Raw genomic sequence first — 18,249 nt, 5'->3', positions numbered from 1 at the left:
ATGTCGGTAAGTGCGCTATTGGAAAAAACAAGGGGAGATCGCTGGATATGGCTGATCATTATCCTGTTGTCGTTAATTTCGATCCTTGCAGTATACAGTGCAACGGGCACACTTGCCTATAAACAAGGGAAAGCCGTAGAAAAGATCCTGCTCACCAAGCACATCATCTTTGTGGTGATGGGTATTGCCATGATCTACATCTCGCATTTGCTGGATTATAAGTATTATGCGGGTATTTCGAAGGTGCTGATGATCATCACGGTGCCACTGCTGGTTTATACCCTGGTGTTTGGAACCAGTTTGAACGACGCCTCGCGTTGGGTTAAGATTCCATTTATTGGTTTAACCTTCCAGACATCCGATTTGGCGAAGCTTGCGCTGATCACTTTCCTCGCACGTATGCTGACCAGGAAACAGGAAAATATCAAGGATGTAAAAAAGGCCTTTGTGCCAATTATGGGTTCAGTATGTGTGGTGTTTATCCTTATTGCATTGGCGAACTTGTCTACAGCGCTGATGCTTTTTGGCGTGAGTATTCTGTTGTTAATTATCGGCAGGATCAGCATTAAGCAGATTGGAATAGTTTGTGCAGGTGGGGCGATATTACTGCTCTTTGTGGTGTTCCTTGGACCAAGAAGGGAGACCTATAAATCTAGGATCCAGTCTTTCCTGCATCCCGAGTTGCAGCATTCCGATAAGACCTATCAGGCAGACCACGCGAAGATGGCCCTTGCTAAAGGTGGCGTGTTCGGTACAGGGCCTGGAAACAGCATTGAGCGCAATTTCTTGCCGCACCCGTATTCGGATTTTATCTTTGCAATTATTGTAGAAGAGTATGGTTTTTTTGGTGGCTTGATCATCATTATACTCTATCTTGTGTTGCTCTATCGATGTGTCCGGATCGTAACGCAGAGTCCAAAAGCATTTGGCGCTTTGCTTGCTGCCGGACTAAGTTTTAGTTTAACCATCCAGGCTTTTGCAAACATGGCCGTAGCTGTAGGTTTAGGCCCGGTTACTGGTGTGCCTTTACCATTGGTGAGCATGGGTGGAACCTCGATGATCTTTACCAGTATTGCGTTTGGTATCATTCTGAGTGTAAGTAGAGACGTAGAAGAAAATAATAAGAAAGTTGTCGTTGGTGAAATTCCAGCAATGGCATAAAGTTATAACAATGAGACCAACAAGAATTATCATATCAGGAGGCGGTACCGGCGGACACATATTTCCGGCGATATCCATTGCCAATGCTTTAAAGCGTTTGGAGCCGGGTTGTGAGATCCTGTTTGTTGGTGCATTGGGCAGGATGGAGATGGACATGATCCCTGCCGCCGGGTACAAGATCATTGGGCTGAACATCGCTGGTATCCAGCGGGGTTCCATCGTAAAGAACCTGGCGCTGCCCTATAAAATGTTCGACAGCATGCGTAAGGCATTGAAGCTGATCACGGACTTCAAGCCAGACGCCGCAGTGGGTGTAGGTGGTTACGCTTCGGGGCCGCTGTTACTTGCAGCATCCTGGAAGAATGTGCCGTACCTGATTCAGGAGCAAAACTCGTATGCTGGTGTCACCAATAAAAGGCTGGGCAAGAAAGCTGCGAAGATCTGTGTTGCTTTTGACGGGATGGATCAGTTTTTTCCGGCAGCACGCATCCTGAAGACGGGTAACCCGGTACGCAAGGATGTTGTGGATATCGAGAACAAACACTTTGCTGGTGCAGAGCTGCTGAAACTTGATCCGCTGAAGAAAACGATCCTGGTAACAGGAGGTAGTTTGGGTGCAGGCACGCTGAACAAAAGCCTGGAAAAACATTTAAAAGATATTACAGACCAGGATGTGCAGTTGATCTGGCAAACTGGTAAATACTATTATAAGGGTATCATTGAACGTTTAGGTGCGGAGCCGCATCCAAATGTGCGCATTCTGGAGTTCTTAAACCGGATGGACCTGGCATATGCTGCTGCTGACGTCATTATTTCACGTGCAGGAGCGGGGACCATTGCGGAGCTTTGCCTGATTAAAAAGCCAGTGATCCTGGTGCCTTCCCCGAATGTTGCTGAAGACCACCAAACTAAAAATGCACTGGCCCTGGTGAAGAACCATGCGGCTTTAATGATCGCTGACCGTTCGGCAGAGGACACGCTGGTGAAAGCTGCGCTGGATCTTTTAAACGACAAGTCGAGATGCGAAGCTTTTTCAGAAAATATCGGAAAAATGGCGCTTCCGAATGCGGATGAGATCATCGCCAACGAAGTTTTAAAATTAACCAGGAGGGCATTATAGATGGAGTTGCAGGCAATTAGACGTGTTTACTTTGTAGGTGTTGGCGGCATTGGAATGAGTGCCCTGGCCCGCTACTTTGTGATGCGTGGTTGTTTGGTAAACGGGTACGATAAAACCCGTACACCGCTTTGTGAGGCGCTTGAAGCTGAGGGAATATCCATCAGCTATCAGGACCGTGCAGAAAGTATTGCTCCGGAATTCGTTGCGCCATCTGAAAGTACGCTTGTTGTATATACGCCAGCTATTCCGGCGGATAGTGCCATTTTGCATTACTTCAGACATGCAGGCATTAAGCTGTACAAACGTTCTGAAGTATTGGGTATTATCAGTGCAGGACAGTTTTGCATTGCCGTTGCGGGAACGCATGGAAAAACAACGACTTCTGCAATGATCGCGCATATACTGAAAGCAACAGGCCATGATTGTACGGCCTTCCTTGGTGGCATCGCCAGCAACTATAACAGCAATTTCATTGCGGGCGAGAACAACGTTGTTGTCGTGGAGGCAGATGAATATGACAGATCTTTTTTAACACTTCATCCCGACATTGCAGTGATCACGTCCATGGATGCTGATCACCTGGATATTTATGGTGATGCAACACAATTGGAGGAATCATTCAGGTTATTTGCTGGTCAACTGAAATCTGGGGGAACCTTGTATGTGAAAGCAGGACTACCATTGACAGCTTTGGATACTTATGGCATCGGGCATGAGGGCGGCATTTCGGCGACAAATATCCGCGTAGAAGCAGGCCACTTCGTATTTGACTACGAAAATGGATCTGCATCGATATCGGGCATCCGGATGTTACTTCCCGGGCGGCATAATATTGAGAACGCATTGGCCGCGATCAGTGTGGCATTAAAAGTAGGCGTAGCGGGAGATCAGATTAAGAAAGCACTGGAACTTTTCACAGGGGTTAAACGCCGCTTTGAGTACGTGGTACGGAATGCGGAACAGGTGTATATCGATGATTATGCCCATCATCCTGAGGAGCTGAAAGCATGTTTCAGCGCGGTGCGCGAGCTTTTTCCAGGCAGGAAACTGACCGTGATTTTCCAGCCACATCTATTTACACGCACTCGTGATTTCGCGGAAGCGTTTGCACAAGTGTTGAGTACTGTAGATGATCTGGTGTTACTGGATATCTATCCTGCACGGGAGTTGCCAATTGCAGGCATCAACGCGGAGTACCTGTTGGATAAAGTTACGATACAGGATAAGAAGATCCTGAACAAAACCCAGGTACTGGGTTATATAGAAGCAAAAAATCCTGCCTTGCTGGTAACCGTAGGTGCAGGCGACATCGATACCTTGGTTGAACCTTTAAAAGCCATTTACCATGCTTAAGAGGATTCGCTGGAAACTGGTATTTAAAACAACAGCATGGGTGGTTTCTATGGTGGGTATTGTGATGCTGATGAGTTTCGTGGAGACGAAAAAACAGACCATGAAGTGTTCTAATGTGAAGATCCTCATTCCTGGTGCGGACAACTTCATTGAGCGTGAAGAGATCGATGACATTCTAAAGAAGAACCAAGGCATCCTGATTGGGAAGTCCATGGAGCAGATTAACCTGGATGACATTGAGCGAAATATCAAATCCAATCCATACATCGCATCGGCGAAGGTTTTTGGTGATATGAATGGTGTAATCCATATTGAAATTGAACAGCGGGAGCCCGTGTTGCGTATTATCAACGCAGGTGGACAGGATTTTTATGTAGACCGTGAGGGTTTGAAAATGCCGGTCTCGTCGAACTTCACGGCGAATGTTCTTGTGGCAAACGGAAACATTTCGGAGTTCTTCAACGGACGGCTGGATACCCTGCGCAATCCGCTTGCAAATGATCTGTATGAAACGGCGTTGTTTATCCGTGCAGATACGCTGTGGGACGCGCAAATTGAGCAGCTGTATGTTGCAGAAAATAAAGACATTGAGCTGATTCCGAGAGTTGGAAATCAGCGTATAATACTTGGTGACGCAGATTCACTGAACGTGAAAATGCGAAACCTCCGGGAGTTCTATAAGCAAGCCATGCCGACAGTTGGCTGGGACGCTTACAAAACGATCAACATCAAATACACCAACCAGGTGGTTTGTGAAAGAAACAAGGTTGATTCCGTTTATAGAGCCGCACCGGTAGTGGTTAAAAGCCCGGTAGACAGTATTAAAAGCAATCGGAAGGTTGTGGATTCTATTGTCAAGGATGAGATCCTTAAACAGATCAGAAATAATTAACAGATACCAGAAAAACAAACAAAATACAAAACGCAGCAAATTGATATAGTTATGGGCAAAGAAAAATTTACGGTTCAATCACCTATTGTTGTTGGATTAGATATTGGTACCACTAAGATCTGTGTCATTGTTGGACGCAGAACGCAACACAACAAAATAGAAGTACTCGGCATTGGCAAAGCAGAGTCGGCGGGGGTTACCCGTGGTGTAGTATCCAATATTCAGAAAACCGTCCAGGGCATTCAGCAGGCCGTGGAAATTGCCAGTGGACAGTCGAACGTAGAAGTTCGGGTTGTTAATGTTGGTATTGCGGGCCAGCACATTAAAAGCCTGCAGCACCGTGGGATTTTGACCAGAAGGGAGCTAAACAACGAGATTTCGAAGAAGGATATTGACAAATTAATAGATGATATGTTCAAACTGGTTATGCCCCCAGGAGAAGAAATCATCCATGTGTTGCCTCAGGAATTCACCGTAGACAGCGAGCCAGGAATCAAAGACCCGATTGGTATGGCTGGTGTACGTCTTGAAGCGAATTTCCACATTATCTCCGGACAGGTTACCGCTGTAAAAAACATTATGCGTTGTGTAAGCAATGCAGGACTACAAACACAAGAGTTAATTCTTGAGCCGCTGGCTTCCTCTGAATCGGTTTTAAGTGAGGAAGAAAAAGAAGCCGGTATTGCCTTGGTTGATATTGGTGGTGGTACAACCGATATTGCTATTTTCCACGAAGGAATTATCCGTCACACTGCTGTGATTCCGTTTGGCGGTAACAGCGTGACAGAAGATATCCGTGAAGGTTGTTCTGTAATGCGCAACCAGGCGGAGTTATTGAAGACAAGATTCGGTTCTGCCCTGGCCGAAGAAAATAAAGAGAACGAGATCATTTGCGTACCTGGATTGAGAGGTCGTGAGCCGAAAGAGATATCTGTGAAAAACCTGGCCTATGTAATTCAGGCGAGGATGGAAGAAATCATCGAGCACATCTACTATGAAATTAAATCTTCCGGTTATGAGAAAAAACTGATCGGCGGTATTGTGATCACTGGTGGTGGTTCTTTATTGAAACATCTGCCACAGTTGGTAGAATATGTAACCGGATTGGACTGCAGGGTAGGGTATCCTAATGAGCACCTAGCGAAGTATGAGGATATGCCCAAGTCTATTTACGACGATTTGAAGAGTCCGATGTATGCAACCAGTGTTGGTTTGTTGATTAAGGGAATTCAAAAAGCAGAAGAGCTGGTTGAGGAAATGAAGCAGCCTGGTGTGTTTGTGGAAAAGCCTAAGGAAAGCAAGGAAAAAGCAAAGAAAAGTGGAAGTGGTTTGTTTGATAAATTACTTGCAAAAACAAAAGATTTCATCAAAGACGATATGAACGTAAGTGATGAGGATTACATAAAACCTTAATAATTTTCAACATGTAAATAGTTTTCCACATTATTAACACATGTGGAAAACGTATGTTAAAAAGTGTTAATATTACATTTGGAGATGAACAGGTATAACCTATTTTTAATCTACTGATTCTGAAAGATATGCAATTCGAAATGTTAAAAGATAAATCGTCGATCATCAAGGTTATTGGTGTTGGCGGTGGTGGTGGTAATGCGGTAAACCATATGTACCGTCAGGGGATAACAGGTGTTGATTTCATCATCTGTAATACAGATGCACAAGCCTTGGAGTCAAGTCCGATCCCGAACAAGGTGCAACTGGGTGCGAGCTTAACAGAAGGAATGGGCGCAGGTTCAATTCCGGAGGTAGGAAAGAACTCTGCCATTGAGAATATAGAAGATATTAAAGTTATGCTCGGTAACACAACAAAGATGTTGTTTATCACTGCCGGTATGGGTGGTGGTACCGGAACCGGAGCAAGTCCCATTATAGCGCAAGCTGCAAAAGAGCTTGATATCTTAACCGTAGCGATCATTACAACGCCTTTCTCCTTCGAAGGAAAGCGCAGGAAGATGCAAGCTGAAGATGGTTTGGATGAGCTGAAGAAATATGTAGACTCTTACCTGGTAATTTCGAATGACAGGTTGAGAGAAATTTTTGGTAACCTGACCCTTGGTTCTGCATTTGCGCAGGCCGATGATATTTTAACCACCGCGGCAAAAGGAATTGCAGAGATCATCACCGTACCTGGTTATATCAACGTAGACTTTAAAGATGTACGCACCGTGATGAAAGACAGCGGTGTTTCTATTATGGGTAGCTATTCGGCGAGTGGTGAAAACCGTGCCTTGGTTGCCGTTGAAGGCGCACTAGCTTCTCCATTGTTGAAAGATAACGAGATTGAAGGTGCAAGGTACATCTTGTTAAACATCAGCTCTGGTGTGAACGAGGTTACCATGGATGAAGTTGCTATTATTACAGACTACATTCAGGACAAAGCAGGTTTATCTGCAGACTTGATCTGGGGTAACTGTATCGATGAGAACCTGGAAGATCGCCTTTCTGTAACGATCATTGCAACTGGCTTTCAGACCACGGAACAACGGGCGCAGGACAGAAAGAACGTTAAGAAGATCTCTTTGTTGACGCCTGAAGAAGCACCTTTAGTAAAACCGATTGAGCCTGTAAATACCTTTATGGCACCAAAGCCACAGGTACATAGCAGCACTGAGCCGGTAATGAAAGCAAAGGAAGCACAATCTGATATGTTTGGCGACATGATGAATGCACCAAAAAACAGAAGAGCAGATGATCAGGACTCTAATGTGATCAAACACACCTTAATTGAGGAGGAAATCTATCCTAATGAGGCACAGCCTGAGCCCGGCTTCGAATTCGAAGTGAAAGTTGCTGAAACAGACTTCACCTTTGAAAAGCCTGTCGCAGACTTTAATTCAAACCAGCAACAAACCAGCAGACCTGAAGTTGAGCCGGCAGGAGCTGATGACAATAAGACCGATGAGTCGATGGAAGATCAGCTTAGAAAATCCAAAGAAAGGATTTTAAGGTTAAAGGACCTGAGCATGAAACTTCGTACCGCTAACGGTTTACAGGAACTGGAAAATGAGCCTGCATATAAAAGAAAACAAATGCAATTGCAGCAGGTACAGCATTCTTCGGAGTCTCAAGTATCCAGATTTACGCTAAGCAGCGATGAAGATGGATCGACAGAAATTCGCCCGAATAATTCATTCTTGCACGACAATGTGGATTAAATAATTGTTAACATCATTAAAAGCCTTAAGGAATAAACCCTTTAAGGCTTTTTTGCTGAAATATAATGCTGATCGTACTGACGCTCTTGAAAGTACATAGTTGTAAATAAGGCTTATAAACCTTAAATTTGCGACAATAGAATAACCTTAAAAACATAATACATTGGATATTTTTGAAAAGATTACAAAACATATGGGGCCGCTTGGCCAGCACCAGAAATGGTCTCATGGATATTTCTCCTTCCCCAAATTAGAAGGAGAATTAGGGCCTCATATGACTTTCCGTGGTAAGGAGCACCTGGTTTGGAGCTTGAACAATTACCTAGGATTGGCTAACCACCCGGAAGTTAGGGCTGCTGACTTACAGGGTGCTTCAGATTTCGGTATGGCATACCCAATGGGTGCCAGAATGATGTCTGGAAACACCAAGTATCATGAGCAGCTGGAACGTGAGCTTGCTGCCTTTGTAGGTAAGCCTGATGCATTCCTGCTTAACTATGGTTACCAGGGGATGGTATCAATCATTGATGCCTTGGTAGACCGGAATGATGTGATCGTATATGATGGTGAATCGCATGCCTGCATTATCGATGGCTTGAGATTACATATGGGTAAACGCTTTGTTTACCAGCACAATGATATTGATAGCGCCGCTAAACAACTTGCACGTGCTTCAAAGTTGGTTGAGCAGAGTGGTGGTGGTATCCTGCTTATCACCGAAGGTGTATTCGGTATGTCTGGTGCACAAGGTAAACTGAAAGAACTGATTGAACTTAAAAAGCAATTTAACTTCCGTTTACTGATTGATGACGCACATGGTTTCGGTACAATGGGTCCTACCGGTGCGGGAACGCACGAAGCGCAGGACTGCATTGAAGGTGTGGATGTTTATTTCGGTACCTTTGCGAAATCCATGGCTGGCATTGGTGCTTTTGTGGCCTCTACTGAGGAAATCACCAACTTCCTGCGTTACAACATGCGTTCACAAACATTCGCGAAAGCGCTTCCTATGCCAATGGTAATTGGTTTGCTTAAACGTCTGGAGCTTCTTAAGAACAACGATGAGCTAAGAGAGAACCTTTGGAATATTGCGACAAATCTTCAGAATGGATTAAGGGCAAGAGGATTTGATCTTGGTCTAACCAATACCATGGTAACCCCTGTATTCCTGAAAGGTGAATTACAGGAAGCAACAGCTTTAACCATGGACCTTCGTGAGAATTACGGTATATTCTGTTCAATCGTTGTTTATCCAGTAATTCCTAAGGGTCTGATCGAGCTTCGATTGATTCCTACTGCGGTTCATACGCTTGAAGACGTTCAGCGTACGCTGGATGCTTTCAGTGAAGTGTCGGATAAACTGAAAAGTGGTTACTACAAAGACAATAAATTTGTAGAAGCATAATATAATTAAACATAAAAAAGGCCCTTCAGATTAGCTGAAGGGCCTTTTTTATGTTTAATGCTTTTCAGCAATGCCGCTTGTGGTCTGTAGACTTAAGCGCGTATGCCGGCAATCTGTGCAGCAATTTTTTGCGCCAGATCTGCAGATGCAGGTACCAGTGGTAAACGAACCGCATCGCCACAGATGCCCAGGTGTTTCAAGGCAGCTTTAATACCTGCTGGATTTCCCTCGGCGAAAATCAAGCGGGTAAATTCAATCAGACTGAAATGCATTGGCAGCGCCTTTTTAAATTCGCCTTTTAGCGACAGCCGGATCATCTCAGACAGTTCTGCAGGTAATGCATTACCGACAACGGATATTACCCCAACTGCTCCAAGGGAAATCATCGGCAGCGCAACAGGATCATCTCCGGAGATTAACATGAAATCTGTGGGTTTATCTCTCAGGATCTGATTGAACTGATCAAAACTTCCGGAAGCTTCTTTGGTGCCAATGATGTTCTTGAAATCGTGTGCCAGCCTGCAGGTGGTTTCAGGACTCATGTTGCTTGCTGTTCTGCCCGGAACGTTGTAAAGCAGTATAGGAAGCTGCGCAGCTTCACTGATGGCTTTATAATGCTGATAAATACCTTCCTGAGTAGGTTTGTTGTAATTTGGACTTGCTGAAAGAATGGCATCGTAACCTTCGTGTGCAAAAGCTTTAATGCTTTCGATCACCGCCGCGGTATCGTTACCACCAATGCCCGCAACCAAAGGTAATCTGCCATTATTTACCTCAGCGGTAAACGACCAAACTTCTGATTTTTCCTTTTTATTTAAGGTCGACGATTCGCCGGTAGTACCCAGGGAAACCAGGTAATCCACGCCGCCATCTACCATGTGATTGATGAGCCTCCTCAGGCCCTCAAAATCAACCGATCCATCTTCTTTAAATGGTGTAACCAGTGCTACACCCGTGCCATGAAATTTTTCCATTATTTTTACTTCAACATCTCTAGTAGTTCCTGCTGACTGATCATCGGAATTTTTAATTTTTGTGCTTTTTCCAGTTTGGAAGGACCCATATTGTCGCCTGCGACAAGGAAGTTCAATTTCGCAGAGATGCTGCTTAGAATTTTACCACCATTACCTTCAATAAGATCTTTCAACTCGTCTCTGCTAATACCCTCAAAGACGCCCGAAATTACAAATGTTTTTCCAGTTAATTTATCGCTCTGCAGCTTTATTGTTGTTTCTGCGGCTTCAAACTGCAATCCATGAGATCGCAGCAGTGCGATTTGCCGCATATGTTCCGGTTTACGGAAATAGTCTACGATGCTTTCTGCGATGCGCAAGCCTATTTCATCAATCGCCGTGAGTTCCTCGAGGCTGGCGTTGATCAGCCGGTCTATGTTCTTAATTGCGTAGGCAAGTTTACGGGCAACGGTTTCGCCTACATAGCGGATTCCAAGTCCGAAGAGTACTTTCTCGAAGGGCATTTCCTTCGACTTCTCAATGCCGTTCAGCATGTTTACAATGGACTTTTCTCCGAATCGATCCAGGTTTTTAAGTTCGCTTGCACGGTCTTTTAGCGTGTATAGATCACTGATGTGACGAACAAGACCCTGGCGATAGAAGGTTTCTATCGTTTCATCGCCCAGGCCATCGATGTTCATGGCTTTGCGCCCAATGAAGTGCTGCATTTTACCAACGATCTGGGGAGGGCATCCCTCATCATTTGGGCAGTAAAAAGCCACTTCACCGGCATTACGGATCAAGGGGATTCCGCATTCCGGGCAGGCTGTAGGGTAGATGATTCGTTGTGCATCCTGGGAACGTTTTTCAAGATTCACATTGATGATCTTCGGGATGATCTCGCCGCCTTTTTCCACAAACACCGTATCGCCTTCATGTAAGTCAAGGCGTTCAATCTCATTTGCATTATGCAGGGTAGCACGTTTAACGGTTGTCCCAGCTAGCTGCACCGGTTTGAGGTTGGCAACGGGGGTTACGGCGCCGGTTCTGCCGACCTGATAAGTAACTTTCTGCAGTATCGTCTCTACTTCCTGGGCCTTGTACTTGTATGATATTGCCCAACGTGGAGATTTTGCGGTAAAGCCGAGCTCCTGTTGTTGCCCATAACTGTTTACCTTGATGACAATACCATCAATGTCGTAGCCAATTTTAAACCGCTCCTGTTCCCAGTATTTGATAAATTCGAGGACCTCATTCATATTCGAGGCAAGTCTGGAATGTTCACTGACATGGAAGCCCCAGGATTTTATCGCCTGTAGGCTTTCCCAATGGGTTTGGAAGATTGTTCTATCTGTGTTCAGGGAATAGAAGAAAGCGTCCAAAGGCCTTTTAGCGACCTCTGCAGAGTCCTGCATTTTTATGGTGCCTGCTGCAAAATTTCTCGGATTGGCGTATGTTACTTCGCCAAGTTCCTCCCGTTCCTTATTAAGCCGTTCGAAAGCAGCACGGTGCATGAAGATCTCGCCACGGATTTCGAAGACCTCTGGATTATCGGTGCTTTTAAGGTGGTGTGGTATATTCCTGATGGTCTTTACGTTGGTGGTCACATCATCACCTTGCGTGCCGTCCCCACGCGTAACGGCCCTTACAAGTTGATTATGCTCGTAAGTGAGACTTATGGAAAGACCATCGAACTTCAGTTCACATACATATTGGAAATCGTCGCCCAAGGCTTTCCTGATGCGATCATCGAAATCACGCAGGTCCTGCTCGTTATAGGTATTTCCAAGCGAGAGCATTGGCCACTTGTGTTTGACGGTAACGAAGTTCTTCGTAAGGTCACCACCTACACGTTTGGTAGGTGAATTGGGGTCTGCAAATTCTGGATGTTCTTTTTCGAGCTTTGCCAGTGTTTCCAGCTTTTTATCGAATTCATAGTCAGCAATGGTGGGCATTGCCAGGACATAGTAGTTGTAAGTGTGCTGATTAAGTTCCTTAACCAGTTCATCCATGGTATTTTTAATGCTCGCTGTGGACATGCAACGAAGATACAAATACTATTTAAAATGCGCTTATAGCCGGATTTTGTTCCAGTTCGTTAAAGATGGTTATAAACCTTGACTCGAGTTCAGGGCAGTATTCATCAAGTTTATGCGTGAGTAAATCGAGCTGTGCTTCTGTGAATGGATTATTCCAAACGCGCATACAGATCCGGTTTAATGCATAGCTGATACTTGCGAGCTTTTGATAGCTGAAAAGGTAGCGACTATCGAGAAAGTCATGGAGAAAAGCATCGAATATGGCATGGTCAGGAAGTTCCGCTTTTCTTAAAAATGTCTCCAGCTGGGCGGTATTTGCCTGTTGCAGTTGTTGGTAGAAGGTTTCGATATTGATCATGCCGGAGTGCAAAAGCAGATGGTCAAGCATGAGCTCCAAACCGATATGTGCGAGGAAGAACGGCTTTACCGGACCGGCAGTGACACAAGGAAGGATGATCTTCTTCAGATTTGCCGTTTCAGTTTTGAAAAATTCGGAAGTGTGGAAGTAGTTATCCACCTCAAGGTGTTTTTGCCAGCCCCGAAGAATGGATTGAAGCGCTGTTTTATCCTGGTATAAGTCAGGCGTTTTCTGTGGATGAATGTTCCAGTACTTGTCCGCATTTTTGACCAGATCGGGCAGCACGACACCCATGACCACATAATGGTCGGGGTTATTGCGCTCGAAGTAGTAATGGGAGAGGAAGTTCATCCCCTAAAAGTAGAAAATTTTTAAGCAGGCTTTTCCTATATTTGCCGCAAAAGTTATGATAATGACCAATTTTGTAGAAGAATTACGCTGGAGGGGTATGCTGCATGACATCATGCCGAATACTGAAGAGAAATTGAATGAAGGCATGTGTGCCGGTTATATCGGCTTCGATCCGACAGCAGATTCGCTCCATGTTGGCCATTTAACACAGATTATGACGCTGATTCATTTTCAGCGTGCGGGGCATAAACCTTATGCATTGGTTGGCGGTGCTACCGGAATGGTGGGCGATCCTTCGGGCAAATCTGCCGAGCGCAACCTGCTTACCGAAGAAAGTCTTGAACATAACCTCAATGGGATTAAAGCACAGTTGAGCAAATTTCTTGTATTTGGCGAGGAGAGCAATGATGCGGTAATGGTGAACAATGCCGATTGGTTCAAGAACTTTAGCTTTCTGGATTTCATCCGTGACGTAGGTAAACACATTACGGTTAACTACATGATGGCGAAAGACAGCGTCAAAAAGCGTCTCAATGGCGAAGCTGGTGCCGGTCTTTCCTTTACGGAATTCAGCTACCAGTTGATTCAGGGATACGATTTCTATTACTTGTGGAAGAACCACAATTGTATTCTTCAAATGGGCGGTTCTGACCAGTGGGGAAACATTGTTACTGGCACCGAGTTTATCCGTCGCAAAGACAATGGGACTGCGTATGCCTTGACAACACAGCTGATTAAGAAAGCTGATGGTACCAAATTTGGAAAGACTGAAAGTGGTGCTGTGTGGTTGGATGCCTCGAAAACGTCGCCTTACCGTTTTTACCAGTTCTGGTTAAATGCTTCTGATGAGGATGTTAAGAAATGGATTCGCATTTTCACATTAAAATCAAAGGAGGAAATTGAGCGTTTGGAGCAGGAGCACGATCAGGCACCACATATGAGGATTCTTCAAAAAGCTTTAGCCGAAGACATTACCCTGCGTACCCACTCCGAGGCTGCACTTGAGACCGCAATTAAAACTTCAGGCTTTTTATTTGGTAACGGCTCACTTGACTTTTTCGCAACGTTAAATGATGAACAGGTACTGGAAATTTTCGATGGCGTTCCACAATTTAACATTGCTAAGGCTGAGTTGGAGCAAGGGCTAGACCTTGGTACCTTACTCGCAGAGAAAACAAACATATTCCCTTCCAAGGGCGAGGTTAAAAAAACGATTCAGGGTGGTGGCTTAAGCATTAATAAAGCTAAACCAGCCGATGCTGGTCAACAGTATAATACTTCCGATCTGTTGAATGATAAATTTATCATTGTTCAAAAAGGCAAGAAGAACTACTTCCTAATCACAGCGGAGGGTTAATCTTTACCATATATCATAAAAAAACGCAGTAATCTACTTACCGCGTTTTTTTTTGTTCTTTGACAGCCCTTGTTATGGTATGTTTGATTTCTTAATGGCTTATTGCACAAGAAGGTTACAACCCCGGATATCGGCATTGTCAAACCGCCCAAGTACTTCGAAAGAGCCATCGGGATGGATTTTGCCCAGATCTTGTGTAGCGATGAAACTGCAGGAGTGCAGGTTAGCCAGGTCAATGACATTGATACCGCCTGTTTGTTTGTTTTTCAGCAAACTAAGTGGGTCATTCGTATCGCGAAGTACAATGCGCATCCAGGCTGGGCAATTAAAGATGCCATGACCAGAGGAATAGCCTTGCGACAACAATTCAGTCATGCCATATTCGCTATGAATAGCAGGGACTCCAAACCCAGAGGTAAGCAGTTCGTGCAGTTCCTCACGTACCATTTCTTTTCGTTTACCTTTCATGCCACCGGTTTCCATGACGATCAATTCGGGGAACTCCAGCTTGTATGCTTCTATGAAATCCAATAAGGCGTAGGTCACGCCAATAAGGATGGTTCGTTGTCCTTGTTGCTTGAGCTCCACCAAAGTTTGATATAAACCTTCATTGTCATGCAGAAAATAGCCACTTTTAGGATGTTGGCTTTGCGCGATCAATGCGTCGACCATATAAATCAATGAAGAGCCTTCGCGTTCCTGATATGATGGTAGCAGCGCAAGAATACAGCTGTTGGCCGGATCACCATAGAAGTGTTGGAAAGCTCGGTTAAAGCTCTCTTCATACAGCGTTAGATCCGTGACGATATGTTTGCTTTGTGTTTGGCCGGTAGTTCCGGAACTGGAGAACACAATTTGTGCTGGTGTTGCCGCGCTTTTTACCTCATGAGATTTAAAAAACGCGATGGGTAAATAAGGGATTTCTGCGGTGCTTGTAACCTGGTCAGGTTGCACTTTCAGATGGTGTAGAAAGGACCTGTAGACTTCGCAATTTGCAGCTTGATACCGGAAGATGGTTAAGGCTGTTTCCTCAAATGCCGCTGGAGTGCTGATGTTGAAAATTTGTTCTTTGATATTCTCCACGGCACAAAAATACGGAACAATTTAACAGATTAACGATTGCTTTTTTCCCGAATCATGGCCTTTCGGAAGTGATAACCACAAAATCCACTAACGCCGGCAACAAACCCGCCGAGTAAAGCGGTAATCAATAAGACCAATAACCAGCTGTCCAAACCAAGCATCTCTGCTACACGCCCCGCCATAAGGTGCTGATTGGGGATGCTGCTATAAAGCGCCATTGCAGTCCATAGTACGAGTATCGCTAAGAAGGGCGACCATAAGGCAATCTTTGCAGTTTTTCCGAGTAGCGCACAGGTTAGGAATGAGATGATGACGATAACCCACCAGGGTAAAATAAGTTGTAGCAGAAATGCGGCTATTAAAACAATAAGGAATACCATTTTATTTCTTTGAGATTTTTAAACGTTTAAGTGCTTTAACAGCAGGATCATCGGTGTTATGCATGAGGTATAAGTCGTACAGCTTACCTTCTGCCCAGGTACTGATCATGTTGTCGTAAAACGGACTCCCAGGATTTCCGGACTGGCCTCCGGGGAATACGCCATGGCCTTTAGGGGTATCACCAAGCTCGACCACCATTCGCCAGGAGGGACCGTTTGACTCGCTCAATGCGTTGATTGTACTTTTTGAGCCGCCGATCATTAAGGTTTTGGAGCCAAAGCCTGGTATTGCGGCAAGGTGTGGTACGTGGCTATGCTTGACATTTGCCCAAGCCCAGTTTTTTCCGATCACTCCATACTTGCGCTCCAGGCTATCGCATGCATATTTGAAGGACTGGTTTACGAGATCTTTAAGGCTTTCTTTTTCAGGGGTGTTCACATTGTCGAACCAGGGTGCGTTAGGCTCTTTGGTGATCATTTGAACGGTACGGTCGCGCGAAGGGTGACGCATAGGTACTTCAGCTACTTCAAACTCATCATCCCAGATCAACTTGTTCAATTTAAACATCCAGAGGTCGAAGATTCCAGGTGCGATCTCCTTTGCATCATAGAACCTGTTCCATTTATGAATGGTGATCAAGGCTTCTTTTTGTGTCGCATTAAGTTCTGCCCGGTTAACCAATGGGAGCAGGGTAGGAAGTACATGCTCCGGGAAAATGCCATAGGAATCACTTTGCATGATACGCATACTATCCGCGGTGATGTTCTCCATGGTAGCTAACTTGTCATTAATGCGTTTTCCACGTTCATAAGGTGAAAATTCCCAGTTGATATAATACGGGTAGCTCGGATCTGTGGAAGATTGATTAGCGGAGCTCACAAAGTGGCGTTCCGGATTTTTCACCGTTGGATTTTGCGCTGCCGGGATCCAGCCTTGCCAGTCATTTTTCGGATCAGTGCCGTCCAGAATGAACTTTCCCTGGTTCTTATATTTAAGCGGGAACTTTCCGTTCGCGGTGATGGCAATGTCGTTATCTGCAGAAGCAAATATGAAGTTCTGTGCAGGTGCGGTGTAATAGGTAAGTGCCTTACGGTAGTCGTCGTAATTTTTTCCCCTGTTCAAATGGTAAAAAGTCATGAGGTCGTTGGAACGTTCATGAGCAATCCACCGCAATGCATTCCCGACCGGAACCGGCTTTGCCAGACTTAGTGCAGGCTTTTGAAAATATACAACCGGACCATGGTGAGTATAGATCACGGTGTCTGTAGTCGTTTTTTCACCGCGTATCTTGATCTGTTCAAGGCGTTTATTGGTGTTCTTCCAGGCATTATCATACCAATATTGTTGATGTGTGTCATCCTTGAATTTAATTTGATAGTAATCAAGTACATCTGCTGCAACGTTGGTTACACCCCAGGCAATCTTTTGGTTGAAACCTATAATTACACTTGGTGAACCCGGCAGTGAAACGCCGTAGACATTGATTCCTGGTGCATGAAGTTGTATCTGATACCAGATGGAAGGCAGGGTTAGATTCAAATGGGGATCATTGGCGAGAATAGGTTTCCCACTTACAGTCTTCTCCCCCGAAACTGCCCAGTTGTTGCTGCCAATACCTTCTACACGACGTGTGGTGTTGATGTTGCTGCTGCTCATCTGATTGAAGCTGCCTGGAGGCAATGGAACAGGTAGCGGCTTAAAGTCCCATTTGGTGCCTTCTGGTATTATGGGATCTTCTTTGTGTGGATAATCGGGGAACAGGTTAGCTGTGACTTCAGGTCCGAACTTGTTTAGGATGTTGGTCATATAGAATTCGTCGGATCCCATGGCCAGGACAGCCGACATTTGTTTGAGCAACAAAGCGCATTTTAATGGTGTCCAGTCTTCGGGTTTAAAATCAAGTATCTTGTATTCTATAGGAAGATCTTTCTGGGAGAGATTATGAATAAAGTCGTTGATACCTTCCGTATAAGCTAGAAGCATCTTTTTAGAAACTGGATCCTCCATCATGCCCTTAAGTGAGTTTTCTGCACCATAGACCATGCCCATACGGCGCTGATAGCGGTCCAGTTCAATGGCTTTTTTTCCAACAACCTCAGACAAACGGCCGGCTGCATACCTGGTTTGAAAATCCATCTGCCACAGTCGATGCATGGCGGTAACATAGCCCTGCGCATAGTAGAGGTCATGTTCATTCTGCGCGAAAATATGTGGGATCATTCGATCATCAAAGATGATATCCACGTCAGCTGTGGTATGTTTAAGCAGGAGCTTTTGCCTGGGGCTGACGCGCATGCTTTCAGCGTTCTGCCAAAAGCCTTTGAATGGATCCAGAAACCTGATAATGGGCGGGAGATCCCCGAATTTCGTATTGAAACAGTAAATCAATAGTATCGGAATGATCAAACAGATCAGGGCTTTAATTTTATTCATCTGCTGAATGATTAAGCTGGTAAGGTGATGGCATAGGTGGCTTGTGCAGCAATTTAAATTATTGTGAGAAGATAACAAAAATCTCTGCCCTGAATTTCGTAAGAATTAAATATTTCAGCTTAATTAATTGTTAAGCCTATTTTGACTGCCAAAGTGCTGGTACATAGATCACTAGTGAATTTGCCCT

General features: G+C 44.8%; 14 protein-coding genes. 8 read left to right on the top strand and 6 right to left on the bottom strand.

Features of this window, described 5'->3' with window-relative positions:
• The 7 genes from ACTHQF_RS14100 (at position 1) to ACTHQF_RS14070 (ending at position 9,107) form a co-directional block, all read left to right on the top strand.
• Positions 1-1,161, top strand: a complete 1,161-nt coding sequence (locus tag ACTHQF_RS14100; RefSeq protein WP_440431060.1) for an FtsW/RodA/SpoVE family cell cycle protein — start codon at positions 1-3, stop codon at positions 1,159-1,161.
• 10 nt (positions 1,162-1,171) lie between these two features.
• Entirely contained in the window at positions 1,172-2,281 is a 1,110-nt protein-coding gene (gene murG, locus ACTHQF_RS14095) for an undecaprenyldiphospho-muramoylpentapeptide beta-N-acetylglucosaminyltransferase (protein WP_440431058.1), read from the top strand.
• The gene (gene murC, locus ACTHQF_RS14090; RefSeq protein ID WP_440431056.1) at positions 2,282-3,634 is read left to right on the top strand and encodes a UDP-N-acetylmuramate--L-alanine ligase; all 1,353 of its coding nucleotides are present in this window, start codon (positions 2,282-2,284) and stop codon (positions 3,632-3,634) included.
• Complete coding sequence (locus ACTHQF_RS14085; RefSeq protein WP_440431055.1) at positions 3,627-4,526, top strand: cell division protein FtsQ/DivIB; 900 nt, start codon at positions 3,627-3,629, stop codon at positions 4,524-4,526. Before murC ends, ACTHQF_RS14085 begins: the two co-directional genes overlap by 8 nt.
• Before the next feature lie 51 nt (positions 4,527-4,577).
• Positions 4,578-5,939: a cell division protein FtsA gene (gene ftsA, locus ACTHQF_RS14080; protein WP_440431053.1), complete on the top strand. Its 1,362-nt coding sequence runs from the start codon at positions 4,578-4,580 to the stop codon at positions 5,937-5,939.
• Between the two features lie 128 nt (positions 5,940-6,067).
• Positions 6,068-7,702, top strand: a complete 1,635-nt coding sequence (ftsZ, locus tag ACTHQF_RS14075) for a cell division protein FtsZ (protein WP_440431051.1) — start codon at positions 6,068-6,070, stop codon at positions 7,700-7,702.
• A 163-nt stretch (positions 7,703-7,865) separates the two neighbouring features.
• Positions 7,866-9,107, top strand: coding sequence for an aminotransferase class I/II-fold pyridoxal phosphate-dependent enzyme (locus ACTHQF_RS14070; RefSeq protein WP_440431049.1), 1,242 nt, complete (start codon positions 7,866-7,868; stop codon positions 9,105-9,107).
• Between the two features lie 92 nt (positions 9,108-9,199).
• Here the strand turns inward: ACTHQF_RS14070 and dapA are convergent, their stop codons facing one another.
• From dapA to ACTHQF_RS14055, 3 genes are read right to left on the bottom strand one after another with little or no spacing between them, the layout of a single operon-like run.
• Complete coding sequence (gene dapA / locus ACTHQF_RS14065) at positions 9,200-10,081, bottom strand: 4-hydroxy-tetrahydrodipicolinate synthase (protein ID WP_440431047.1); 882 nt, start codon at positions 10,079-10,081, stop codon at positions 9,200-9,202.
• Between the two features lie 5 nt (positions 10,082-10,086).
• The gene (gene ligA / locus ACTHQF_RS14060) at positions 10,087-12,099 is read right to left on the bottom strand and encodes an NAD-dependent DNA ligase LigA (RefSeq protein WP_440431045.1); all 2,013 of its coding nucleotides are present in this window, start codon (positions 12,097-12,099) and stop codon (positions 10,087-10,089) included.
• Between the two features lie 22 nt (positions 12,100-12,121).
• Positions 12,122-12,808 carry an ACP phosphodiesterase gene (locus ACTHQF_RS14055; RefSeq protein ID WP_440431043.1) on the bottom strand — a complete coding sequence of 229 codons (687 nt, stop codon included), beginning with the start codon at positions 12,806-12,808 and terminating at the stop codon, positions 12,122-12,124.
• Positions 12,809-12,869: 61 nt separating this feature from the next.
• Between ACTHQF_RS14055 and tyrS the strand changes: the two genes are divergently transcribed.
• Positions 12,870-14,165 carry a tyrosine--tRNA ligase gene (gene tyrS / locus ACTHQF_RS14050; RefSeq protein WP_440431041.1) on the top strand — a complete coding sequence of 432 codons (1,296 nt, stop codon included), beginning with the start codon at positions 12,870-12,872 and terminating at the stop codon, positions 14,163-14,165.
• A 99-nt stretch (positions 14,166-14,264) separates the two neighbouring features.
• Here the strand turns inward: tyrS and ACTHQF_RS14045 are convergent, their stop codons facing one another.
• From ACTHQF_RS14045 to ACTHQF_RS14035, 3 genes are read right to left on the bottom strand one after another with little or no spacing between them, the layout of a single operon-like run.
• Positions 14,265-15,248: a LuxE/PaaK family acyltransferase gene (locus tag ACTHQF_RS14045; RefSeq protein ID WP_440431039.1), complete on the bottom strand. Its 984-nt coding sequence runs from the start codon at positions 15,246-15,248 to the stop codon at positions 14,265-14,267.
• A gap of 29 nt (positions 15,249-15,277) precedes the next feature.
• Complete coding sequence (locus ACTHQF_RS14040) at positions 15,278-15,628, bottom strand: hypothetical protein (RefSeq protein ID WP_440431037.1); 351 nt, start codon at positions 15,626-15,628, stop codon at positions 15,278-15,280.
• 1 nt (position 15,629) lies between these two features.
• Positions 15,630-18,062 carry a penicillin acylase family protein gene (locus ACTHQF_RS14035; RefSeq protein WP_440431035.1) on the bottom strand — a complete coding sequence of 811 codons (2,433 nt, stop codon included), beginning with the start codon at positions 18,060-18,062 and terminating at the stop codon, positions 15,630-15,632.
• Positions 18,063-18,249 lie beyond the last annotated feature (187 nt).

Source organism: Pedobacter sp. SAFR-022, assembly GCF_051965375.1.
In the GTDB taxonomy this organism is placed as follows: domain Bacteria; phylum Bacteroidota; class Bacteroidia; order Sphingobacteriales; family Sphingobacteriaceae; genus Pedobacter.
Note: the sequence above shows the minus strand (reverse complement) of the source record. Positions and strands in the feature narration are given on the sequence as shown.